The 23,813-nt window shown below is 57.5% G+C and carries 19 protein-coding genes and 1 pseudogene (1 of these 20 running past the window's edge); 6 read left to right on the top strand and 14 right to left on the bottom strand.

Annotated features, from left to right (window positions below):
* Positions 1–233 precede the first annotated feature (233 nt).
* From A3H92_04095 to A3H92_04070, 6 genes are read right to left on the bottom strand one after another with little or no spacing between them, the layout of a single operon-like run.
* Positions 234–1,382, bottom strand: a complete 1,149-nt coding sequence (locus A3H92_04095; protein ID OHC75171.1) for a dihydrolipoamide succinyltransferase — start codon at positions 1,380–1,382, stop codon at positions 234–236.
* Positions 1,383–1,395: 13 nt separating this feature from the next.
* On the bottom strand, positions 1,396–4,308 hold the full coding sequence (locus A3H92_04090; GenBank protein OHC75170.1) for a 2-oxoglutarate dehydrogenase E1 component: 2,913 nt from the start codon (positions 4,306–4,308) through the stop codon (positions 1,396–1,398).
* Positions 4,309–4,350: 42 nt separating this feature from the next.
* A complete protein-coding gene (locus tag A3H92_04085) occupies positions 4,351–4,722 on the bottom strand; it encodes a hypothetical protein (GenBank protein ID OHC75169.1) in 372 nt (123 codons plus the stop codon).
* A gap of 43 nt (positions 4,723–4,765) precedes the next feature.
* A complete protein-coding gene (locus A3H92_04080) occupies positions 4,766–5,641 on the bottom strand; it encodes a succinate--CoA ligase subunit alpha (GenBank protein OHC75168.1) in 876 nt (291 codons plus the stop codon).
* Positions 5,641–6,810 carry a succinate--CoA ligase subunit beta gene (locus tag A3H92_04075; GenBank protein OHC75167.1) on the bottom strand — a complete coding sequence of 390 codons (1,170 nt, stop codon included), beginning with the start codon at positions 6,808–6,810 and terminating at the stop codon, positions 5,641–5,643. The genes A3H92_04080 and A3H92_04075 overlap by 1 nt, the downstream gene beginning before the upstream one ends.
* 28 nt (positions 6,811–6,838) lie before the next feature.
* Positions 6,839–7,795: a malate dehydrogenase gene (locus A3H92_04070; protein ID OHC75166.1), complete on the bottom strand. Its 957-nt coding sequence runs from the start codon at positions 7,793–7,795 to the stop codon at positions 6,839–6,841.
* A gap of 546 nt (positions 7,796–8,341) precedes the next feature.
* Here A3H92_04070 and A3H92_04065 point away from each other — a divergent pair.
* Both A3H92_04065 and A3H92_04060 read left to right on the top strand, forming a co-directional pair.
* Positions 8,342–8,593: a hypothetical protein gene (locus A3H92_04065; GenBank protein OHC75165.1), complete on the top strand. Its 252-nt coding sequence runs from the start codon at positions 8,342–8,344 to the stop codon at positions 8,591–8,593.
* 6 nt (positions 8,594–8,599) lie between these two features.
* Positions 8,600–9,127 (top strand): hypothetical protein, encoded by a 528-nt coding sequence (locus tag A3H92_04060; protein OHC75164.1) that lies wholly within the window; start codon positions 8,600–8,602, stop codon positions 9,125–9,127.
* Positions 9,128–9,396: 269 nt separating this feature from the next.
* On the opposite strand, the gene A3H92_04055 is transcribed toward A3H92_04060, so the two are convergent.
* The 8 genes from A3H92_04055 to A3H92_04020 form a co-directional block, all read right to left on the bottom strand.
* Positions 9,397–10,683, bottom strand: coding sequence for a hypothetical protein (locus A3H92_04055; GenBank protein OHC75163.1), 1,287 nt, complete (start codon positions 10,681–10,683; stop codon positions 9,397–9,399).
* 87 nt (positions 10,684–10,770) lie between these two features.
* The gene (locus tag A3H92_04050; protein OHC75162.1) at positions 10,771–11,592 is read right to left on the bottom strand and encodes a 16S rRNA (adenine(1518)-N(6)/adenine(1519)-N(6))-dimethyltransferase; all 822 of its coding nucleotides are present in this window, start codon (positions 11,590–11,592) and stop codon (positions 10,771–10,773) included.
* Positions 11,585–12,610, bottom strand: coding sequence for a 4-hydroxythreonine-4-phosphate dehydrogenase PdxA (locus A3H92_04045; GenBank protein OHC75161.1), 1,026 nt, complete (start codon positions 12,608–12,610; stop codon positions 11,585–11,587). Before A3H92_04045 ends, A3H92_04050 begins: the two co-directional genes overlap by 8 nt.
* Positions 12,607–13,872: a hypothetical protein gene (locus A3H92_04040; protein ID OHC75160.1), complete on the bottom strand. Its 1,266-nt coding sequence runs from the start codon at positions 13,870–13,872 to the stop codon at positions 12,607–12,609. The genes A3H92_04045 and A3H92_04040 overlap by 4 nt, the downstream gene beginning before the upstream one ends.
* A 12-nt stretch (positions 13,873–13,884) precedes the next feature.
* The gene (locus tag A3H92_04035) at positions 13,885–16,089 is read right to left on the bottom strand and encodes a hypothetical protein (protein ID OHC75159.1); all 2,205 of its coding nucleotides are present in this window, start codon (positions 16,087–16,089) and stop codon (positions 13,885–13,887) included.
* Positions 16,086–17,186: an LPS export ABC transporter permease LptG gene (locus A3H92_04030; GenBank protein OHC75158.1), complete on the bottom strand. Its 1,101-nt coding sequence runs from the start codon at positions 17,184–17,186 to the stop codon at positions 16,086–16,088. The genes A3H92_04035 and A3H92_04030 overlap by 4 nt, the downstream gene beginning before the upstream one ends.
* Positions 17,187–17,347: 161 nt before the next feature.
* Positions 17,348–18,463, bottom strand: a complete 1,116-nt coding sequence (locus A3H92_04025) for an LPS export ABC transporter permease LptF (protein ID OHC75174.1) — start codon at positions 18,461–18,463, stop codon at positions 17,348–17,350.
* 124 nt (positions 18,464–18,587) lie between these two features.
* Positions 18,588–19,616: a hydroxyacid dehydrogenase gene (locus A3H92_04020; GenBank protein OHC75157.1), complete on the bottom strand. Its 1,029-nt coding sequence runs from the start codon at positions 19,614–19,616 to the stop codon at positions 18,588–18,590.
* Positions 19,617–20,051: 435 nt separating this feature from the next.
* Between A3H92_04020 and A3H92_04015 the strand changes: the two genes are divergently transcribed.
* From A3H92_04015 to A3H92_04000, 4 genes and pseudogenes are all read left to right on the top strand, one after another.
* Positions 20,052–20,576, top strand: coding sequence for a peptide deformylase (locus A3H92_04015; GenBank protein OHC75156.1), 525 nt, complete (start codon positions 20,052–20,054; stop codon positions 20,574–20,576).
* Positions 20,576–21,493: a methionyl-tRNA formyltransferase gene (locus tag A3H92_04010; protein ID OHC75155.1), complete on the top strand. Its 918-nt coding sequence runs from the start codon at positions 20,576–20,578 to the stop codon at positions 21,491–21,493. Before A3H92_04015 ends, A3H92_04010 begins: the two co-directional genes overlap by 1 nt.
* Before the next feature lie 98 nt (positions 21,494–21,591).
* Positions 21,592–21,792: a hypothetical protein gene (locus tag A3H92_04005; protein ID OHC75154.1), complete on the top strand. Its 201-nt coding sequence runs from the start codon at positions 21,592–21,594 to the stop codon at positions 21,790–21,792.
* A gap of 292 nt (positions 21,793–22,084) precedes the next feature.
* A pseudogene (locus A3H92_04000) lies at positions 22,085–23,813 on the top strand (hypothetical protein) (it continues 158 nt past the right edge of the window).

The following is a 23,813-nucleotide window of genomic DNA, read 5'->3' as shown; positions in this document are numbered from 1 at the left end:
GATCGCAAGGCCTTGAACAAGGATTGCGGATCGCTCAACGCCTTGCCTTGCGCCAATATTTTTCCGGTCACATCCATTACGCAAAAACTCGTCTCTTCCTTTGAAACATCAAATCCTACATATTCGACCATGGTCACTCTCCTATGTTCGCCCTTTGGGGCGCTGTTGCGCGACCCCGCATTATAGGCTCGGGAGAGTGACCACCGGAATTACGCTATGTGGATTAATACCCCTCACATATCCAGCATGATGCGTTGGGGGTCTTCGATGCATTGTTTGACGCGGACCAGAAAAGACACCGCCTCGCGGCCGTCGACGATGCGGTGGTCGTAGCTGAGGGCCAGATACATCATCGGGCGGGCCCGAATTGAATCATCAGGCATGACCATGGCGCGCTTGACGATGTTGTGCATGCCGAGGATCGCCGACTGGGGCCTGTTGATGATCGGCGTCGACAGCATCGAGCCGAAGATGCCGCCGTTGGTGATGGTGAAGGTGCCGCCCTGCATTTCATCCATCGACAGCTTGCCGTCCCGCGCCTTGACGCCGTAGGCGCGAATGGCGCTTTCGATGCCGGCGAAACTGAGCGTGTCGGCGTCGCGCACCACAGGCACCACCAACCCCTGGGGCGAACCGACGGCAACGCCGATGTCATAGTAATTCTTGTAGACGATGTCGTCGCCGTCGATCTCGGCGTTGACGCCGGGGAACTCGCGCAGGGCCGTTACGCAAGCCTTCACGAACGGCGACATGAAGCCGATCTTGACGCCGTGTTTCTTCTCGAAGGCATCTTTGTGGACAGCCCGCAGCGCCATCAGGGCGGTCATGTCCACCTCGTTGAAAGTGGTAAGCATGGCCGCCGTGTTCTGGGCTTCCTTGAGGCGGGAGGCGACCATCTTGCGCAGCCGCGTCATGCGCACCCTCTCCTCGCGTCTGCTGTCCGTCCGAGGCGGATGCTGAACCGGCTTTTCAATGTGAGCCAGCACGTCGCCCTTGGTCAGCCGTCCGTCCTTGCCCGAAGCGGAGATGGCGGAGGCTTCCAGGCCGTGCTCGGCAACCAGCTTGCGAACCGCCGGGGCAAGAGTCTTCTCGGCGGCGGCTTTGGGCGCGGCCTTGTTTTGAGGCGCCGGTTTGGCCGGGGCGTCGCCCTCGGTTATCGAGCCGAGCAAGGCGCCGACTTTTACATCGGCGCCCTCATGGGCGGCGATGGCGCTCAGGATTCCGGAGGCCGGCGCGTTGACCTCGACCGTCACCTTGTCGGTTTCCAGCTCCACCAGCGGCTCGTCGAGAGTTACCGCGTCGCCGACCGACCTGGACCATTTGGCCACCGTCGCTTCGGTGATCGATTCACCCAGGGTCGGCACTTTGATTTCCGTCGTCATGATTTCCTCGGTTTCAGGTTTTTTTGCAAACGGGCATAAAAGGTTGGGGTATTAAATCCAGATTAGTCGCCAGAGCCTGTTCAATCAGGCCGGTCTGTTCCATGGCGTGAGCCTTGGCGGAGCCGGTCGCCGGCGAAGCGGAGGCGATGCGCCCGGCATAAACGGGCTTCCTGATCTTGCCGCCGAGCGATTCGAGGATAAAGTTCAGCCGGGGCTGGACGAACGACCATGCCCCCATGTTGGCCGGTTCTTCCTGGCACCACACCACCTCGGCATTGTGGTAGCGCGTAAGCTGTTGCGTCACCAGACGGCGCGGCCATGGATAAAGCTGTTCGACGCGGACGATGGCCACATCACTGACGCCCCGGTCGCGGCGTTCCTGCAAAAGATCATAGTAGACCTTGCCCGAACACAGCACCACCCGGCGCACGCTCCTGTCCTCCAGGCGATCCTTTTCCGGCAGCACCCTCATGAACTTGGTTCCCGGACCCATTTCCCCCATCTTGGAGACCACCAGCTTATGGCGCAGCAATGACTTGGGGGCCATGACCACCAGCGGCTTGCGGTAGTTCCGCCGCTGCTGGCGGCGCAGCGCGTGAAAATAGTTGGCCGGCGTCGTGATGTTGACCACCTGTATATTGTCTTCGGCGCACAGTTGCAGGTAACGCTCCATTCGGGCCGATGAGTGTTCCGGCCCCTGACCCTCGTGGCCGTGGGGCAACAGCAAGACCAGCGAACTCATGCGCAGCCACTTGGTCTCGCCCGATGCAATGAACTGGTCAATTATCATCTGGGCGCCGTTGGCGAAATCGCCGAACTGGGCCTCCCACAACACCAGGGTGTTGGGGTCGGACAGGGAATATCCGTATTCAAAGCCGAGCACCCCGGCCTCCGACAGCGGACTGTCCATGACCTCGAATGAGGCCTGGCCTTCGCGGATGTTGCTCAAGGGGAAATAGCGTTCCTCGTTGACCTGATCGACAAGGACGCAATGGCGCTGGGAGAATGTGCCTCTCCCTGAATCCTGGCCGGAAAGCCTGACCCGCGTCCCTTCGACCATCAGGGTTCCGAAGGCCAGCGCTTCGGCGGTGGCCCAGTCGATGGCGTCGCCGGACTCGATCATTTTGCGCTTGTTTTCAAGCTGACGGAGAATCTTGGGATTGGCGTTGAAATTTTCGGGAGGCCGCGAGATCGCCATGCCTACCTCTTTCAGCAGTTCCATCGGCGCCGAAGTGTCGTCCTCATGATATTCTTCGTCGCCGGGGGAATGGACCAGTCCTTTCCACTTGCCCTCCAGCCAGTCGGCCTTGTTGGGCTTGTAGCTTTCGGCGGCCTTGAAGTCGCCCTCCAGGCGTTTATGGAAATCATCGGCCACGGCCTCGGCTTCTTCCTCGGTCATCACCCCGTCGGCGACCAGCCGCTTGGCGTAAATCTCGACGGTAGTCGGGTGCTTGGCGATGGCGCTGTACATGATGGGATTGGTGAACATCGGCTCGTCGGCCTCGTTGTGGCCGTGGCGGCGATAGCAGAACATGTCGATGACCACGTCGCGCTTGAACTCCTGACGGAACTCGGCGGCGATGCGCGCCACATGAACCACCGCTTCCGGATCGTCGCCGTTGACGTGGAAAATGGGGGTCTGCCCTCCCTTGGCTATGTCGGAGGGATAGGGCGAAGAACGCGACTTGGACGGCATCGCGGTGAAACCGATCTGGTTGTTGACGATGAAGTGAATGGTGCCGCCGGTGCGGTAGCCGCGCAGTCCGGAAAGGTCCAGGGTTTCCGGCACCAGCCCTTGGCCGGCGAAGGCGGCGTCGCCGTGCATCAGCAGCCCCATAACCTGACTGCGCTCCTCATCGCCGAGCAGATTCTGCTTGGCCCGCACCTTGCCGACGACGACCGGGTTGACGGCTTCAAGGTGAGACGGGTTGGCGGTCAGCGACAGGTGAATCATATTGCCGTCGAAGGTCCGGTCGGCGGAAGTACCCATGTGGTACTTGACGTCGCCGGATCCCTCCACGTCGTCAGGCTTGGAGGACACGCCCTTGAACTCGGCGAACATGGCGACGAAGGGCTTGCACATGACGCTGGTCAGCACGTTAAGGCGGCCACGGTGCGGCATTCCCAACACCACCTCCTTGACGCCGAGTTGGCTCCCCCTTTTCAGTATCTGCTCCAGGGCCGGGATCAGGGACTCGCCGCCGTCCAGGCCGAAGCGCTTGGTGCCGGGATATTTGATGTTGAGGAACTTCTCGAAGCCTTCGGCCTCGACCAGCCTCTCGTAGATGGCCTTCCTGCCCTTGACGGTGAAGTGAGTCTGGTTGCGGATGCTCTCGATGCGGTCCTGTATCCACTTGCGTTCGTCCGGCTCCTGGATGTGCATGTACTCGGCGCCGATTGAACCGCAATAGGTTTGCTTCAGGACATGCAGGATTTCACGCGGGGTCGCCGTCTCCATGCCCAAGGCGTGGTCGATAAAGATAGGACGATCCATGTCGGCCTCTTCAAAGCCGTAGGTCCTGGGGTCCAACTCGGAGTGATCGGCATTGCCCGCCAGCCCCAGCGGGTCAAAGTCGGCGATGAGATGGCCTCGTACGCGATAGGTGCGGATCATCATCAGGGCGCGGATGGAGTCCCTGGCCGCTTCTTTGCCGCCGCCCGACTCCGGGCGGATCACGGACGGAAAAGACGGAGCGGCGGATGGTTCGTCGTCGTCGAAACTACAGCCGACTACGCCGCCGGCCGACGGCGCCCAAGCGGCCCCCCGCAACTCATTGAGAACTGTACGGTTATCATCTCCGAGATCGGCAAAGAAGGCTTGCCAACTGTTGTCAACGGACGACGGGTTTTTCAGGTAGCGGGAATAAAGCTCGGCGATATAGGTGGCGTTGGTTCCGGTCAGAAACGAATCGATTGATGATGTCATGATCCCCAACTTCCACGCCTGAAGGAGTTCATAGGCGCGATGTTACAACAACTTGACCAAAACGGCCATCACGGCCACCGAGCCGGCCATCATGCCGCCGAGTCTGATCGTGAGATCGCGCTTGAGGACTTCAATCTCGGATTTCATGCGCGCTTCAAATTCGGCCAAATCGCGCTTGAGGACTTCAATCTCGAATTTCATGCGCGCTTCAAGTTCGGCCAAATCGCGCTTGAGAACTTCAATCCCGGATTTCATGTGCGCTTCAAGTTCGGCCAAATCGCGCTTGGTCGCTAACCGCTCCTCGATCAGATCAGCGATGATGGAAACCTCGGCTTCCGCCTGCCGTTCGGTGAACCCGGCATTAATCAGGCGCTTGATAGCCGCGTGCGTATCCAAGGCAATAGCGTTGCTCATGCCCCCATAATTCCACGCTTAACATGGAGAGTCCAGCGGCGCATTACCCTTTGAAAACCCCGGCCATAGTGGAGCCTATTTCAGCCGGCGATTCAGCGATGTGAATCCCGGCGCTCCTCAGGGCTTCGATCTTGTCGCCCGCCGTGCCTTTGCCGCCCGAGATGATGGCCCCGGCGTGGCCCATGCGCCGCCCCGGAGGCGCCGTCAGGCCGGCGATGAATCCGACCACCGGCTTTCTGGTTTTTGATTCCTTGATGAAGCGGGCGGCGTCTTCTTCCGCCGAGCCGCCGATTTCGCCGATCATGACGATGGCTTTGGTCTCGTTATCGCAAAGGAACAGCTCCAGGCAATCAACGAAGCTGGTGCCGTTGACCGGATCGCCGCCGATGCCGATGCAGGTGGTCTGTCCCAGTCCGACGGCCGTGGTCTGTGCCACCGCCTCGTAGGTGAGGGTGCCGGACCTGGAGACGATGCCGACCTTGCCGCGATTGTGGATATGTCCCGGCATGATGCCGATCTTGCATTCTCCCGGCGTGATGATGCCCGGACAGTTGGGGCCGATCAGCCGACTGCCGGAATCCCGCAGGCCCCGCTTGACGCGCACCATGTCGAGAACCGGGATGCCCTCGGTGATGCAGACGATCAGGGGAACCCCGGCGTCAACGGCTTCGAGAATAGCGTCGGCGGCGAACGGCGGCGGCACATAAATGACGGAGGCAACTGCCCCGGTTTTGTCTACGGCCTCGGCGACGGTATCAAACACCGGCAGGTCCAGGTGGCGGGAGCCGCCCTTGCCGGGGGTGACGCCGCCGACCATTTTGGTGCCGTAGGCGCTGGCCTGCTCGGAATGGAAAGTGCCTTGCGCGCCGGTGAAGCCCTGGCAGATAACCTTGGTGTTGGAATTGACGAGAACAGCCATTACGCGGCCTCCTTCACGGCCTTGACGACCTTGTGGGCGGCGTCGCCCAGGTTATCGGCGGAAACAATGGCAAGCCCGGATTCATTGAGTATTTTCTTGCCCTGCGCGACATTGGTGCCTTCCAGGCGCACCACCAGCGGTATGCCCAGGCTGACCTCCCTGGCGGCGGCCAATATGCCGTCGGCGATGATGTCGCAGCGCATGATGCCGCCGAAGATATTGACCAGGATGCCCTTCACCTTGGGATCGGCGAGGATCAGCTTGAAAGCGGTGGTGACCCGTTCTCTGGTGGCGCCGCCGCCGACGTCGAGGAAGTTGGCGGGGTCGCCGCCGTGCAGCTTGATAATGTCCATAGTCGCCATGGCCAACCCGGCGCCGTTGACCATGCAGCCGATGTTGCCGTCCAGTTTGACGTAGTTAAGCTCATGGCGGGCGGCTTCCCGTTCGGTCGGGTCTTCCTCGTCCTCGTCGCGCAGTTCTTCGATGTCCTTGTGGCGGAACAGGGCGTTGTCGTCAAAATTCATCTTGGCGTCCAGCGCCACAATCTGACCGTCCGTGGTGACCACCATCGGGTTGATCTCCAGCAGACCGGCGTCCAGATCGATGAAGGCGTCGTACACGGCCAGCAGGAACTTGACGGCATGGCCCACCTGCTTGCCTTCCAGGCCCAACCCGAAAGCCACCTTGCGGGCGTGAAAGGGCAACATGCCGGTGGCGGGATCGATGGTTACCCTGATGATTTTCTCCGGCGTCTTTTCCGCCACTTCTTCGATGTCCATGCCGCCCTCGGTGGAGGCCATGATGGTGATCGCCGAGCGGGCGCGATCAACCACCAGCGACAGGTAAAGCTCGCGGGCGATGCTGCATCCCTCTTCGATGTAGACGCGCTTGACCAGCTTGCCCTCAGGGCCGGTCTGGTGAGTGACCAGAGTCATGCCGAGGATTTTCTTGGCGGCCTCGCGGGCGTCTTCGACCGACTTCACCACCTTGACGCCGCCGCCTTTGCCGCGACCGCCGGCGTGGATTTGGGCCTTGACCACCCAGATCGGGCCGCCGAGTTCCTTGGCCGCCGCGTCGGCTTCCGCCGGAGTATAGGCGACCGAGCCTTGGGGTACGGCAACGCCGTATTTCGCCAGCAATTGCTTGGCCTGGTATTCGTGAATGTTCATGGGTGACTGTTCCGAAATTCCTGAGGGGTTATTTTTTCATTATCGCCTTGGTGGCGTCGACCAGAACCCTGACCGCCTTCACCGATTTATTGAAGTTGGCCTTTTCGTCCTTGTCCAGCTTGATCTCGATGATTCGCTCGACGCCCTTGGCGCCGATGACGCAAGGCACGCCGACGTACAGGTCCTTGACTCCGTATTCGCCGTTCAGGTAAGCGGCGCAAGGCAGCACTCTTTTCTTGTCCTTGAGGTATGATTCGGCCATCAGAATGGCGGCGCTGGCCGGCGCATAGAAAGCCGATCCGGTCTTTAACAGGCCGACGATCTCGGCCCCGCCGTCGCGTGTCCTCTGAATAATCGCATCCAGCTTTTTCTGGGTGGTCCATTTCATCTTGATCAGATCGGGCAGAGGGATGCCGGCGACGGTGGAATAACGCAGCGACGGCACCATGGTGTCGCCGTGGCCGCCCAGCACGAAGGCGGTGACATCCTCAATCGAGACCTTGAACTCATCGGACAGGAAATAGCGGAAACGCGCCGAATCAAGCACGCCGGCCATGCCCACCACCTTGTTCCTGGGCAGGCCCGAGGCCTTTTGCAGCACCCACACCATGGCGTCCAGAGGATTGGTGATGCAGATGACAAAGGCGTTGGGAGCGTTTTTCTTTATGCCCTCGCCGACCGAGATCATGACCTTGGTGTTGATGCCGATCAGGTCGTCGCGGCTCATCCCCGGCTTGCGCGCTATCCCGGCGGTAACGATAACCACGTCGGCGCCCTTGATGGCGGCGTAGTTCCCGGTTCCGGAAACAAGGGCGTCAAAGCCTTCGATGGCGGATGATTCGACCAGGTCCAGGGCCTTGCCCTCGGGAACGCCTTTAACGATATCGAACAGAACGATATCGCCCAGCTCCTTCAGCCCCGCCAGATGAGCCAGCGTCCCGCCGATGTTCCCGGCGCCGATAAGCGCAATCTTGTTCCGTGCCATGTCCGGTCCCCCTCCCCCTGTTCAGATATGCGGCGAATTAATCAGCAGTTTTAAGGGGTATGAACGGATTTTACAACAGGGGCGGAGACGAGGCGTTTTAACCACGTTAAATGATGTTTTAATCACGTTTATAGCGGTCTTAACCATGGTGAATCGGCCTTAAGTCATTGATATCAAACAAAACCACTACCAAAAAAGCCGTAAAATGTCGTCATTTGTCGTCATTTTGCCCACTCCCGCCGCTGTTACGGTCCAACATCCGCAACCGCCCCATTTATGGGAACAACATAAGAACATATCCGATAAATCGGCCAAATGCAAGGATTAATTTCTTGCGGGACCTTCTCCCTCAGCGCCGTCATTGCGAGGATTGCGAGAAGCGGAGCGGCGAAGCAAGACGAAGCAATCCATCCTGGATATCCTGTCTATCCATGTTTGAAGTCTTTGCTTTGCTGGATGATTTTGCCATTATTTCGCCACACGGGTTTTGTTAAGATGTCGTTCATAGTGGGTTCCATACAATATCCCCTGTCTTAAGAACTTGTTTTGGAGAACAAGGCCGTGATGCTGAAAACCGTTATTATGACGCTGGTGTTCGCCGTGGTGATTGCCTGCGGCGCCGGCGCTTACGCCCTCTACAGCGGGAGCGCGGGAGCAACCTACGTCGGCTACGGCGCCGTCGGTTACGGCGTTCAGAGCCATGGCGACGGCCGAACCGATAACGGCGGTTACGGCTATGGCGGTCGCGATCACGGCGGCGATGACGACCATGGCGACCGACGCCGCGACGACGACTGATCCGCCGTGGCCTCGCGTAAACCCAACCGCGCCGAGTTATCCTTCCTTATGGTCTGGCACGGAGTGTTGTCGGGCGGATTGTTAATCGCTTTCCTGACCGCCGAGATCAGCTATGACATGCATCTTTTTTCCGGGGTGGTGGTGCTGGCGACGATCATCATCAGGGTCATGATCGGCCTCGTTGTTCCTTCCGGCTCGCCGTTGGCGCTGGGGTTTGCCCCGCACAGCGGCTCACATAACAAGATGCCTCTGTCGGAACAAGCCAAGAAAGCAATCAAAGGATTGATGGCGGTGGTTCTTCTTGTCGTCATCGGGGCCTCGGCCATTTCCGGTTGGCTGGCCTTCGGCCTCGGGGGCGATGACGATCTCCATGAGGGTCTCGCCGCTTTCGCCGGCGCGGCGATCTTTGCCCATATCGCGTTGGCGGCGGCTTTCCACTACTTCAAGGGAGGGGGGATGATTCCGCTGAGACCCGCTCCACGACGGATTTCCCTGCGCCCCGACTCTTCCCCATCGATCGACGCCGAAGCCTGATTTGATCGTAGCGGCGTACCGGAACCACGCACTTTCCCCCTCCTTACGAAGGAGGTGGAAAGTTGTTGCAACTACCCGCTCTAACTCCCGGCGCGTTGACTGAAAGAAACGCCGTTTTATGAAACACAGAGTACACAGAGATCACGGAGCAAGGCACAGAGAAGAAAGGTAAAATAAACAACAGAAAAAACTCTGCTTAATCTTCTCTGTGAAACCTCTGTGTTCTCTGTGGTCAAAACACAGAGGCTGATAATTCCCTCTTCGATACCCTAAAGGTAGCCGGAAAGGTATCTTACGATCAGCGGCATACAGGAGCGTATGTGGGAATCCGAAAGTCCTCCCAGCATGTTCTTTAGAATCGAGGGATTCCCGCTCAGGAACAGCTCGGGATACTGATAACTTGCGGCAAGAAGAGACAGCTCCAGATTCTTGCCCTGATGGTAGGAGTCAAAAGCCTTGCCGATGTTGCCCCCTTGTTGAACGATCTGGCGCAGAGCGTCGATTTGCTTCTTGATGCCGGCGGCGCTTTTTCCGAACATCTCTTTCAGCATGACGCCGTCCTCCTCACGCGGCGGCTGATAGGCCCCGGTGTCCTCCAGAAGAAGGCCCCACACCCGGCGCGTCCGCTTGTTGGAAGCCTGGATTTCGACCGCCTCCTTGTTCCATTCCTCAATGGTCAACGTTTTCTTCTCCCAGGCCGCCGGTTTCTTTTCCCGTTTAAGGATGTTCATCAGGCTCTTTTGTTTCTCTTCCGGCTTCTCCGGCATGTCCTTTTCCAGGGTTATGTCGTCCCAAACCTTCCGCCAGGTATTCCAAAGCAGTTCGCGCCCCTTCTTGTCCTCGAAGCTTTCACGCATGTATTCCATCTGTTTATCAGCGGGCAAGGCGCAGGTTCTGGTGATGATGCCCCGGCAATTCTGGACCATTTCCTTGACGAAATACTCCCTTAATATTTCCTCGAATCTCAAACTGAAGGCCCTGGACAGGATAAAAGGCAGGCTTTCGGCCTTCATCGGCGACTTGGGGAGGCCATTCTGCAAAATATTGAGGCGCGCGCTGATGACCTCCCACAAGGCGTCGGCAAAAATCTTGTCGATATCGGCATTTCTGACCGGCTCCACCGTTGCCGTTTCGATGATCTCTTCCGGGGAAGGTCCGGGATCGGGATCAGGCTCGCGGCGGGTTGAAACGGCGGCGGCGGTTTCCTCGGCCAACTTGGCCTCGTGCTGTTTAAGCTTGCGTTTGCGCTCCTCTTTGATGTCGCGCAGAAGCGTGATGATATTATTTTTTTTATCCTCAAATTCAGCCCCGCCGGCAACGGCGGCAATGCCGTCCGGCAGCAACTCGTCAAGGGCTTTTTCGTAGGATATCCTGATCGGTTCATCGTCCTTGCGGGTGAACAGCTTTTGAATGATGAGGTGCGTACATTTCCTGAGAGCGCCCACCGATCTGGCGCTTTCGAGCATAATGATTATGCCGTCGTCCCGGCCCTCGAAAATGGTTTCCCAGTCGAGCAGTTTTATGTCCGATAAGGGGAAATCGGCGCTCGTGGCCATGTTAACTTCTCACATAATTGAACGCCGGATAACCTGCGCCCCGGAAACTAACAAATTATCGTCGAAAAAACAGCTTTTTTTATGCGCTCATTGCCGGGACGCTTCCAGGGCGCGGGCCAGAACGCAGAATTGTTCAATATCCAGTTCCTCGGCTCGGGCGGCAGGGTTGATCCCCAGACTTTCCATGTCCAGATTTAGCGCCTTGATGCTTGAGCGCAGCATCTTGCGCCTTTGTCCGAAAGCGGCTTTGGTTACCGTTTCCATGGCGTCCCAGCCGGCGGGCGCCAAAGGCCGGGGGCGTGGGGTCAGGGTCACTACGCTGCTTGCCACCTTAGGCGGCGGGGTGAATGCTTCCCTGGAAACATTGAATTCGTGACGCACCTCGCACAGCCATTGAGTCATCACCGACAGCCTGCCGTAGTCCTTGGTTCTTGGATGGGCGGCAAGGCGGTCGGCAACCTCACGCTGGAACATGCACGTCAATTTCTCAAAATCGGCGATCTGTTTGAGCCACCTTATAAGCAAGGGAGTGGCTATGTTATAAGGTAGGTTGGCGACGATCCGCCGGGGGGCGCTCACCAGCGCCGGGATATCCATTCCCAGGGCATCGCCCTTCACCACGCGAAGGCGCTTCGGATAAACCGGGACAAGCTCTTCAAGCGCCGCGACGCAACGTTCATCCAGTTCGATGGCGGTAACGACGGCGGCGCCGGCCTCAAGCAACGCCCGCGTCAGTCCGCCCGGCCCCGGCCCGATCTCGATGACATTGGATTGTGACAAGTCGCCGGAGGCGCGGGCGATGCGGGAGCACAAATTCAGATCGAGAAGGAAATGCTGACCCAGCGAGCGTCTGGCGCCGAGGTTGTGGCGCCTGATCACTTCACGCAACGGCGGCAAGGTTTCAGTCATTAACAGCCCGATGATGAGCCATGTCGGCGGCCAGCTTGAGGGCGGCAATCAGGCTCGTCTCGTCGGCTTTGCCGAAACCGGCAATATTCAACGCCGTGCCGTGGTCGGGCGAAGTACGGACAAACGGCAGGCCGAGGGTGACATTTACGGCATGATCAAAGGCAATGGTCTTGATCGGAATCAGAGCCTGATCATGATACATGCAGATAACGGCGTCATAAGTCTTGCGGGCGCGGGCGTCAAACAAGGTGTCGGGCGGTTCCGGTCCGAATGCCTTGACGCCGAGGCGCTGAAGTTCGACGACGGCCGGCCCGATGATCTTTATTTCCTCGTCGCCCATGGCGCCGCCTTCGCCGGCGTGGGGATTAAGCCCGGCCACCGCCAGCCTCGGTTCGGCAATGGAAAAGTCGCGCCGCAACGCCGCCTCGACAATTACCGCCATGGTTACTATGGCCTCGGCGGTAAGGGACCTGACGGCTTCGTTCAGGCTGACATGAATGGTTACCGGCGCCACGCGCAGCTCCGGGCAAAGCAGCATCATCACCGGCGGCGTACTGATCCCGGCGAGATCGGCCAAAAATTCGGTATGACCGGGAAAGTTAAAGCCGGCCTCGTACATGCACTGTTTATGTATAGGGTTAGTGACCACCGCCGAGGCGGCGCCGGAACGGACGAAAGCAACGGCAATCTCGATGGACGAGCGGACGGCGGCGGCATTATCGGGATTCAGTTCGCCGGGACGCGCCTTGACCGCCATTGACAGAGGCCATACGGGAAGTTTTGAAAGAAAGACGGCTGTTGCCTCCTCCGGGGCGCCGATGGCGGCGACAGTCACCTCAAGTCCAAGTTTTCCGGCTAATTCCTCAAGTCGTTTCACATCATCGACAACGAAAAACGGAGGAACCCCTTCCCTGCGCCGCAACCAGGCCTTGAGGGTGATCTCGCCGCCGACGCCTGCCGGCTCTCCCATGGTCAGCGCCAGCGGTTTGCCGCCCCCGCCCCCATAAGAAGGTGTCATATTCTGGTGTCCACAAAAGCCGAACTGCGCAGATCGCGCAAATAACGGCGTGCGGCAATATCCAAACGCTGGGCAAAAAGCGACTGCCTGATCATTTCACGATCCGCATCGGCGGAGGTTTCCGCGCTTCCTTCACGTTCACAAACCATGACGACGATAATTCCCTGGTCGTTACGCATGGGCGGACCGGCTTTGTTGAGGGGCAGGTTTAAAACCGTCTGCCTCAGTGGTTCAGGAAGCTTGTTTACGCTGACTTTTCCCAGGTTGCCGGACATCGGCGATCTTAATTCCTTACCCAGGGAATCCATTTCGGCGCAGGAGGCGGCCATTTCGCTCATGGTCGCGGCCAACTGCATCTGGCTTGTTTCCTCCTCACGAGTCGCGTTCTTGGGCAAAGGTATAAAAAGCTGCCGAAGAGATACAACCACGTCTTCAGCCGTTTCGCTCGCTCCGGCCCGGCGGTCGATAAGTTTGAAAATATAGTAGCCTTCTATCGTGCGGATAGGCGGAGTGACGCCTCCCGGATTAAGTTTGGCAAGGGCATTGTCAAGAGCGCTTCCCAATTGTCCCTGCTTGATCCATCCGATAGCGCCCCCCGCCGCCGCTGAAGCGCTTTGCGAGAAGCTCCGCGCCAAGGCCTCAAAACTGTTCCCCGCAGCAATCTGCTGAGCCAGCCGGTTGGAAAGGAGTTGCATTTCCTTCTCATTTTCAGGGGTCTCAACGGGGAGCAGTATCTCGGCCACCAGCAATTCAGGTTTTCCCGCATTCGCCTTGAATTCGGCCAGTTTTTCGTTAATCTCCTCATCACTGACGCGAATGGTGGAGTTAAAAGAAAAGCCGACGATTCTGGCCCAGGAGATTTCGGCTTCGATCTGAGAGACCAACGCCCCTTTGCCGAGGCCTATTTGCCTGAGAAAATTATTGAGTCCCCCTTTCGGCAAATTGTTCCTTTTTTCCATTGAGTCCAGGGCATCGTCGATTTCTTCCTGACTGACGGTAACGCTCAGGCGTTTAGCTTCCTGAAGCTTCAATTTCTCGTCGATCAGGCCGCGCAGCACTTGCGGTGCGAGACGCCTGCGGACTTCCGGATCATTAATTGATTGTGACGAAGCCATCACCAGGGAAAGCCGCTCATCAAGGTCAAAAACGGAAATGACATCGTCGTTAACCACGGCGGCGATATGCAATGACTCCTGCGCTTGCGCCCTGACGTTGACAAGCAGGATGGCTAAAAAAAGGATTTTAAGCGAAATTATTCTCATGTCGCTACTGCGCTACTGGCTCTTGGTGATGCCGCTTGTTACTTCTCCCAGGGTCTTGAACATGGCCCTGAACATGATGGCGTTGTTGGGCCTCAGATCGCGATCACGGAAAAATGAACGGGAGAGATCACTCGCCAACAAGAAACACTCATCCTCATAGGTCAGGTTGAGGCCGACCGAACGCAGGCCTTCGCCGGTCTGATCACGCACCATATTGGCGCTCCCCTTCCAAAGGCGGTTGAATTTGGAATTCACGCCGAACGAAACTTCTTCACGGCCGGAAAACTGGCCGTCTCTTTGATGATCAAAGAAGACATAGTCAGTATTTATATTAAAGGCCGGAACGCCCGCCGTTACAGATAATTCGTTACGTCGCACCTTGAGATTATCCTTGTCAAAGCGGGTGCGATAAAGAAGGTTCATATAACTTGCCGGTGAGATTTGAACCTTGGCTACAAAGTCCGACAAGTGGGCATCCATTCCCGAATCCAGCGGCATGCTGTCGTCGTTCTTTACCCGGTAGCTTTGCCCGACAAGCAATGACGTGCTGCCCCCGCCTTTCCCGTAAACGCCCCATTTGAGGCCGTAGTTGATGCGCGGCCCGCTCTCGACCCTGTCAATGCCGGAATAACGGCTGGAGCTGAACAGGTTGGTGTCGTCAAATTCAAAATTCAGACTGTCCTCATTGGGGATTCTTGTCGAATTGCCGCCGTAGGGACTGGCGATTGCCGACATGACAGGTTCAATGATCTGGTAAGATGAAGCCCCGTCTCTCTTAATAAAGGGATAGCTCCAGTCGAGTCTTACTTCAGGCAGGACGCGCCCGGAGGCCCCGCTGTATTCTCTTTTGGTATCCTCACGCAACAGTTGGTTTGCATGATAGGCATCCCCCCGCAACGACGCCGACAGCTTGTAGCTGTCGCCGAGAGGCCCCAAATAAGGCGCCTGCCAACCGGCGCCGACCGAAAGCCGGCGCGAATCGGCGCCCGCAGTGCGTGATAACGCCAATAAACTGACATCAAGATTGGTTCGACCGCCCAGACGCCCCGGCTCGCCGGCATGGCTGTAGTTAAGCATGGGCAAAACGTACGGTTTTACCCCACGGGTGTCCCCGTCCTTAAGGCCCTGAAAAGTATAGGCGTTAAAAGATGCGTAGTTACGCTTGCGGAATCCCTCGGTAAACAGGTTGGTGGTGAGAGAGTTAGTGGAACCCGGCAGCGTATTGTCGGAAATGAATCCGTAACGGTGAAGATACCTGTCGCCGACCATGCGGTTGGCGTCAAAGCCCCAGCGCAGGGAATCATCAATATTAAAGCGCCCCTTGCCGGCGATATGGCCGATCATATCATGATTGGAATCATAGGTTACGCTGGCCTTCCCCTTTAATTCCCCCTTGTTCATCAGGTTACGATACTCTCCTATCATCGTCGGACCTTCGTTGGCCGCTATCATCGGCGTGAGCGTCAAATCCTTATGTTCGTCAAGGGCAAAGAAATAAGGCGTACGCACGACGAACCCAAGGTCGGAAGACCCCCCAATGCCCGGCGTAAGAAAACCGCTACGCCGTTTGACGGTCGGGTCGGGGTGAGAAAGATACGGGGTGTAGGCCACAGGCACCCCGGCGATTTCAAGCACGGCGTCTGAATATTCCACTGATTGCCGGGCCTGGTTATGAACGATCTTGACCGCCTTGACCTGCCACAGCGGCGCCTTGTTCGGGTCATCCTCGCAGGGCTTGCAGGGAGAATATACCGCCTTGCTCATCTCCAGAATATTGGCGTTTGATCGCCGTCCGCCGTTGGCCGCTATGCGTGAATGATCCTTGAGAAGGATGCTCAGGCTCTCAATAATTCCGTCCTTCATGTCGCCGGATAGTTCCATGTATTGGGCGAACATCGTGTCGCCGGATGGTTCCAGCAAGGTGATATTGCCCGACGCCGTCATGATATCGGCCTTTCGGTTGTAGGTTACGGTATCGGCAATCAGCGTCCGCCCGTCCTTGGAAATTTCAACATTTCCTCTTGCGGTGACGATGCCGAGATTTTGATCATTGCTGACCTCGTCGGCGGTCAATTCGATGGGAACATCCTCAGGTTTCGAATCGGGAGCCGACGGAGCATCCGCCGCCGACGCGAAACGAGGCCCCGGCGACGCCACGGTCAACAAACAAAATATCCCAAGGATAATGAAGCGGAATTTCACCATGCCGTCCCTCATCCATCCTCAAGATGCAGCACCATGGTCAGCCCCAGCAGAGTGCTTACTCCGGAAGGAGTCCAGGCGGCGAGAACCACGGGAATGCTGTTGGAAAGACCGAGAGCGAACATAAGATCGGAAAAAAAATACAAAATAAATCCGGTCATCACGCCGCCCGAAATAACAAATACGGTTCCGCCTCGGCGGGAGTGGCGCAAAGTAAACGTGGCAGCAATAAGAATCATGGCGCACATCAGCAGGGGCATGGACAACAGGGTGTGCAAATGAAGTCGGTGCCTGACCGCCGTAAAACCGGAATTCTCCAAATTCTCGATGAATCCGGGGAGATTCCAGAATGACATGGTCTCGGGAGGCGCAAAATTATCCTGGATAGTGGCCAGAGTAAGGTCTGTTTCCAGCCAAAATTCCTTCTCGAATTTCGGTTTCTTGTCGGGATCATGCACCCAGGCGTCGCGCATGTGCCAGAACCCGTCCTCCAGACGCGCATAGGCGGCGTCGATACGGCCTTTGAATTTGTCTCTATCTCCGTAGAGAAAGACAATGACGTCATGCAGTTCAACATCAACGCCCTGTTGCAGGACGCTTTTTGAATGCACGACGGCTTGCTCATTTTCGGTGGCTTGGCGCAACCATAACCCCGAAGATGAAATGTCAAGAAAGCTCCTCTGGCCCTTCATGTGAATGGTCTCTAATTGCTCAAACCGCGCAAGGGTGGCTGACGCCAGAGGATTAAGCGCCATGATTTTAAGGACGCCGAGGGCGGCCGAGAGGACCAGAACCGGCAAGAGGAACTGCCACGCGGAAACACCCGCCGCCCTGGCCACCACCAACTCCTGGTGCCGCGTCAGCCTCCAGAAAGCCAGCATTCCGCCGAACAGGGCGGCAAAGGGAAAGGTTTTCTGACCCATGTGGGGGAGCTTCATCAGGGCCATCTCAACCACCACGGAGAGAGTAACGTCAGGTTTTGTGGCGGACCGGCGCAACAGTTCAATGATGTCGAACAACAGGATCAACATCAGGAACATCATAAACAGCCCCACAAAACTCACTAGAAAGTGGCGGCCGATATAAACCGACATGGTGGTCGATAGTCGCAATTCAATGTTCCTCGGCTCCCAGGATTCCCAGTCCGCTAGCTGCCCGGCTCGCGGCGCCCATCCGGCTTACGCCGTAATCCCCCTATTCTGCATGGCGAACAAAAGGATTTGAAAATATACCTATGTAAGCCCTAAATGGAAAGGATTGGTTAATTTTTTTGTCAGGCGCCCTGTTCTTTGGACAGGACGCGCCGCCGTGGCGTCCATACCATGAAAAAATAGCCGAATATGATAGGCAGAACGGCGTAAACATACATCAAGGGAACCAATCCTGTTTCCTTGGCGACAAGGTTGTCCAAGCCCAAGGCCCCCGCCTGAAGAATAACCATTATGCCTACGGCAAGCACCACGCGGTTTACTTGGCTGCGCCTTGAAAATCCTCCGGAAATAAGGCACGCCAACCCGGCCAGGGTGAGTCCGAAATTAGACAATGGCGACGCCAGACGCTTGTGGGCTTCTGCGATGTGCTTGCCGTGTTGGACAAAGGGAACGGTTTCATCGTTCGCCACGTTAAACAATTCGCCGATCATTCTTTCTCGTGGTTCACGCTCACGGAATCCCGCCTTGTTGCCGGACAGAATCATATCGAAAATATAGCGGTCAAAATACAGGATAGACAGTTGATGCGTTTGGGTGTCTATCTCCTGACGGTTGCCGTTAAACATAACGACGCGGGCGCCGTCATCCCCCTCGATCATGGCGCCGCGCTCGGCTAAAAGGCTGTAAGGCTTCTCCGGGTTGCGCTGATCGTGCACCAGAACGCCGAGAAGCTGTCCGTCTTTTGTGCGCTCACGCACATAAACGGTGACATCGCTGGAAATAGTGTTGAAAGCGCCTTCCTGAAGCAGAATATGCGAATAGCTGTAACGAATATCCCATTGCAGCTCACGGAACATCCGGTAAGACTGCGGAACCAGAAAAAGATTCAGGGCATAAGCGCAAATGACAATAAAAGAAGCCAGAATAAGGGCGGGCTTGGCCAAGGCGAATTGACTTAGGCCCGCCGCCCGCATGACTACCAGTTCGCGGTCGGAGATGAGCTTGTTGTAAACAAACACGACAACAGTGAATAAAGCGATAGGCAAAATAACGGATAAAAAATTGGGAAGTAAAAGCATGGTCAGATAAGTGAAAGTGCCGGCCGACAGTCCGCGATTGACGATCATTTCGATGAATCGCAGAGACTGAGACAGCCAAATGATGCAGGTCAGGACCGAGGTGACCATGACCATCCCGACGAAAAGCTGCTTCAGAATATATCTTGTAATCTTGTTCATGGTCTCAGGATAATGGTTAATAACACTCATAAATCAAGGACTAACGGGTTGCGATAAAATTATCGAAATGCGGGAATGTTCATGTCGCCCCCGATGGCGTTGATATGCCTGGAATTCGGACCACTCATCGTTTGTCCCCCTTCTTGCCGGAAGACAGGCGCTTTTTGCCGGCGGTCTGGGCCGAATCGGCGATACGCTTCAGTTCCTCCAGTTCGTCAGCTTCCTCAGAAGCCCGGCGTTCAGCCTCTTTCCGCTGGGTATCGAACATGGTGTAGCGTTCGTTGGCGATCTTTTCCGCCTGCTTGGCCGAGACGCGCCCGGCATTACGAAGCATGGGCAGTTCGTTGGATTTAAGAAAGCCGTCCAGGATCGGCTCCCATTCGGACAAATGAATTTCCTGGCGGCGCGTCGAGCGCAATTCGGCGGTATCAAGGAACATGGTGACGATCAGGTTCAGTTCCTTGATCTCGGCCTCGCCTAGATAATTCTTGGCGGTGGTCACGTCGGCCTTGCGCACCCGCCCACCCCTCCAACTGGTCAGCCCCATGTTCGGTGCATTCGCGTCGGCCCGCGCCGCGATCAGTTCGGCGGCGGTGTGGTGGGTGACGGCGTAAAGCATCTTGTTCTGGATGGTGGCGTAGAAGGTCTGGACCGAATCGGCCTTGGCGTCGTAATCGACGGACAGGGTCAGGATATCGCGTACTTTCTGGTAGAGCCGGGCTTCCGAGGCGCGGATGTCCCGTATGCGCTCCAATAGTTCGTCAAAATAATCGAACTTCGGGTCTTTCAGGCGTTCGTCGTTTATGACAAAACCCTTGACCAGATATTCCCGCAAGACCGTGGTCGCCCAGCGCCGGAACTGAACTCCCCGCTCGGAGCGCACCCGATAGCCGACAGATAAGACCATATCCAGGCTGTAGAGCCTGACCGGCTTGTCGGAATGGGCAATGTGCAAAATTTGCACATTGCTTTCCTCAACGAGTTCACCGTCGGCGAACACATTTGCGATATGCTTGGTTATGACGGAACGCTCGCGGTCGAATAACGTGGACATCTGCTCCTGGGTTAACCAAGCCGTTCCGCTGATAGCCCGCAGTTGAATCTCGGTCGCCCCGTCCTCGGTAGTGTAGAGGATCAACTCGCCGCCGCTCATTGTTTTGCCCCATCATGAGGATGCACGCGAAGGCGCAAAGGCGCAAAGTTATTATGGCCATTTACGATCCGCCGGACGCCCTCCGTTTTTTCAATCCGCATGGCGGCTTACCCCTCCTCTTGTCTTCGCGTCTTCGCGCCTTCGCGTGAGACAGGGCTGAACAACTCTTGCTGACCAAGTTTGGGCGGCGCCTTGGGCAGGTTTTCCTTGCCGATCCACGCCAGTTCGAGCTTTTGTTTTTTGGTCATGAATCAATTCGTACCGGATTGACTTGAGATATCCATAGAATAATCTTGTAAACTTTTTCACGGACAGGAAAGGCCGTCGTAAATGACGCCCCCGTTACCAGGGAGACATTCACCCGATTACCCTAAGTTAGTTCCACTACATAAAAAAACCACCCTATGCGGACATTACAAGGACTAACGAGGATTCATGACCAAGCTGCCCATAATCATCGCCCCCGATCCACGCCTGAAAAACAAATGCCTGCCTGTGCGGCGCGTCGATAAAGAAGTGCAAAAGCTTATGGACGACATGCTGGAATCCATGTACGCCGCCAAGGGCATCGGTCTGGCGGCGCCCCAGGTGGGCGTACATAAGCATGTTATTGTCATTGATATCGCCAAGAAAGAAGAAAAACCGGCCCCCTTGTGCATGGCTGATCCCGAGACGGTTTGGGTCTCAGAGGAAAAAGTATGCAACGAAGAGGGCTGCCTGTCCCTGCCCGATCAGTTCGCCGAGGTCACCCGCCCCGCCCGAGTGCGGGTGCGCTATCTGGACCGCAACGACAGCACGCGGGAGATCGAAGCCGACGGCCTGCTCGCCCGTTGCATCCAGCACGAAATGGACCACTTGAAAGGCACGCTGTTCGTTGACCATATATCGGCTCTTAAGCGCAACATCATCCTGCGCAAGCTGACCAAAATAAAAAAGCTGCAAAAAGCGGAAGCCGGGTGATGCGTCTGATCTTCATGGGGAGTCCCGATTTCGCGGTTCCGGCGTTGGCGGCCTTGTCGGATGCCGGACACGATATCGCCTGCGTTTATTCCCAGCCGCCCAGGCCCGCCGGACGCGGCCACAAAGAACGCCCCTCCGCCGTCCACGCCTTCGCCGAGTCCGGGGGATTGCCGGTGCTGACGCCGAAAAGTCTCAAGGGCGAAGCCGAACAAAAAGCCTTCGCCGCCCTGGCCGCCGACGTCGCCGTAGTCGCCGCCTACGGCCTGATTCTGCCCGACGCCATTCTTAACGCACCCCGCTTCGGCTGCCTCAATATCCATGCCTCGCTGTTGCCGCGCTGGCGCGGGGCGGCCCCCATCCAAAGGGCGATCATGGCCGGCGACGCCGAAAGCGGCATCGCCGTCATACGGCTGGTGAAAGAACTGGACGCCGGCCCCATCCTGCTTGCCGAAAGAACCCCGATCACGCCTGAAACCACCGCTCAAGACCTGCACGATACCCTGTCAAAAATGGGAGCGCGGCTGATCGTCAAGGCGTTGGCGGGAATAGCCGACAAAAGCCTGACCGCCGCGCCCCAGCCCTCCGAAGGCGTAACCTACGCCCACAAGCTGGAGCGCGACGAGGGACGGCTGGACTGGACTCTACCGGCGGATGAGCTGGAACGCACGGTAAGGGCGCTCAACCCTTGGCCCGGCGTCTGGTTTGAGCATCAAGGAACGCGGATCAAGGTGCTGGCGGCAAAGACCGGCAAGGGAAGCGGCGAACCCGGCGCCGTAATCGATGACAAGCTGACGGTGGCCTGCGGCAGCGGAACGCTCACCCTCAAGCAACTGCAAAGGGCGGGCAAGGAGCCGACCATGGCCGAAGATTTCCTGCGCGGCTATCCGCTGCCCGCCGGCGCCCGGCTTCACAACTAACCCGATATTGCCAAGAGCGCCCCGGAGGGCTAATGTTTTGCTCTAAAATAAAGTTCATCCGGGGAATATCGGTTTAGCAAGCTCTTTGGAGAATTGACATGTCAACCGTCGAAGCCATTGAAAATGCGGTTCAGGAGCTTCCGCTCGCTGATCTTGCCGAGTTCCGTCGCTGGTTCTTGGAATTCGATGCTACCGCTTGGGACGCACAGATTGAGTCCGATGCGGTCGCCGGAAAATTAGATGCCCTGGCTGAGGAAGCATTGGCTGAGTATCGTAGCGGTGCGTCTCGCGAGCTTTGAAGCACTTTGCTTCAGCCAGATTCTGGCGTTGCTTTGAGTCTCTGCCGCCCGAAATTCGGCACCTTGCTTTACGCAACTACGCTCTGCTCAACGAAAACCCATCTCACCCGTCGTTACATTTCAAGCCGGTCTGTTCCGGGAAGTTTCGAAGCGTTCGTATTGGTCTCTATTACCGTGCGCTTGGGATGCCCGTTGAAGAGGGCGTTCAGTGGTTTTGGATAGGAAGCCATGCAAAGTATGACGCACTCATCGGCTGACACTACGCTCCATTGGGCGCCCGGCTGATCTGACCATGAACCGCAAGCTACGCCGCCGGCAGGCGAAACTAAGTCAGGACAAGGGCAACTTCAATGTCGAGGCGGAAATGACCGCCGCCCTCGGCCACTATCAGGCCGGACGCATGGACGAGGCGGAAGCCGGCTTCAGGCAGGTTCTGAACCATCGCCCCGACAATCCCCATCTGCTTCATCTGCTGGGCGTGCTGGCCCTGGGCAAGGGTCGCCATGCGGAAGCGGTTTCCCTGATGGAGCGATCAGTCTCCCTGAACGCGGACGACGCCGCAGCTCACGTCAATCTCGGAGTCGCCTTGATGAAACAGGGCGGGCGGCGGCAAGACGCCCTGTCCGCCCTGAGCCGGGCCGTCGCCCTCAATCCCGCTTCCGCCGATGCTCATAACAATCTGGGGATCGTCCTGAAGGGGATGGAGCGGTTGACGGAGGCCGTCGCCGCCTATCGGCAGGCCATTGCCCTCAAGCCGGACTACGCCGAGGCTTTCAATAACCTGGGCAATGCCCTCGTCGCCATGGGGAGCATCGAAGAAGCGGTCACGTCATTCGAAAAAGCCGTCGCCCTTTGGCCCGATTACGTCGAAGCCCATTACAACCTCGGCAACACCCTCGCCGAAACGGGCAAGCCCGTGGAAGCCGTTGCCGCTCTTCGCCGGTCCCTGGCCATCGCTCCGGGGTTTGTCGAGGCGCGTTCCAATCTGATCTATGCCCTTGATTTCGACCCCGGCGCCGGCCTCGCCCAGGCCCAGCAGGAACGCCGGCGCTGGGGGGAGCTTTACGCCAGGCCCATGGCCGGGAAAATTCGCCCCCACGGCAACGATCCTGATCCTGAGCGGCGTTTGCGCGTGGGGTATGTTTCGGCTGATTTCAGAAGACACTCCGCCGCTTATATTTTCGCCCCGGCGCTGATCGACTATGACCGTTCGCGCTTCCGGGCGATCTGCTATTCCAACTCGGCGCAAGAGGACGACATGACCGAGCGCTTCCGCGACTCGACTGACGGCTGGCGGTCAATCATCGGCCTGTCCGACGACGAGGCGGCGGAATTGATCCGTAACGACGGCATCGACATCCTGGTCGATCTTTCCGGTCATTCCAGAGATAACCGGCTGCTTTTGTTCGCCCGCAAGCCTGCTCCGCTCCAGGTCACCGCCTGGGGACACGCCCTGGGAACCGGTCTGGAGACCATCGACTATCTGTTCGCCGATCCGATCTATGTGACCGAGGAAGAAGAAAAACTTTATACCGAGGAGATCATCCATCTTCCCTGCGTGATCGCCTACTCGTGCCCCGACGACGCCCCGCCGGTCGCGCCTTCTCCCGCCGCAAGCGGCAAAGGCGTCACCTTCGGCTATTTCAACAGGATGGCAAAAGTGTCCGAACAGGCGCTGGACCTGTGGAGCGCCGTATTGGCCGCGATCCCCGGCGCCTCGATCCTGATCAAGAACGAAGCCATGAGTTCCGGCGATCAGCAACGGCGCATAGTCAAAGAATTCGCCGCACGCGGGGTGGAGAAAGAACGAATCATGATGCTCGGCAAAACTTCATGGTTCGAGCATCTTGCCGCTTACGGCCAGGTCGATATGACTTTTGATCCCCTGACCGCCAGCGGCGGCGCCTCGACCATGGAAAGCCTGTGGATGGGAGCGCCGGTAGCGACCATCAAGGGGCATATGCCCTCCACCCGCGACACGGCGTCCATTTTATCGGCATTGGGGCTGAATGACTGGATCG

Source organism: Rhodospirillales bacterium RIFCSPLOWO2_02_FULL_58_16, assembly GCA_001830425.1.
Classification (GTDB): Bacteria; Pseudomonadota; Alphaproteobacteria; order Rhodospirillales; family 2-02-FULL-58-16; genus 2-02-FULL-58-16.
This window is presented reverse-complemented; position numbering and strand designations above follow the sequence as displayed.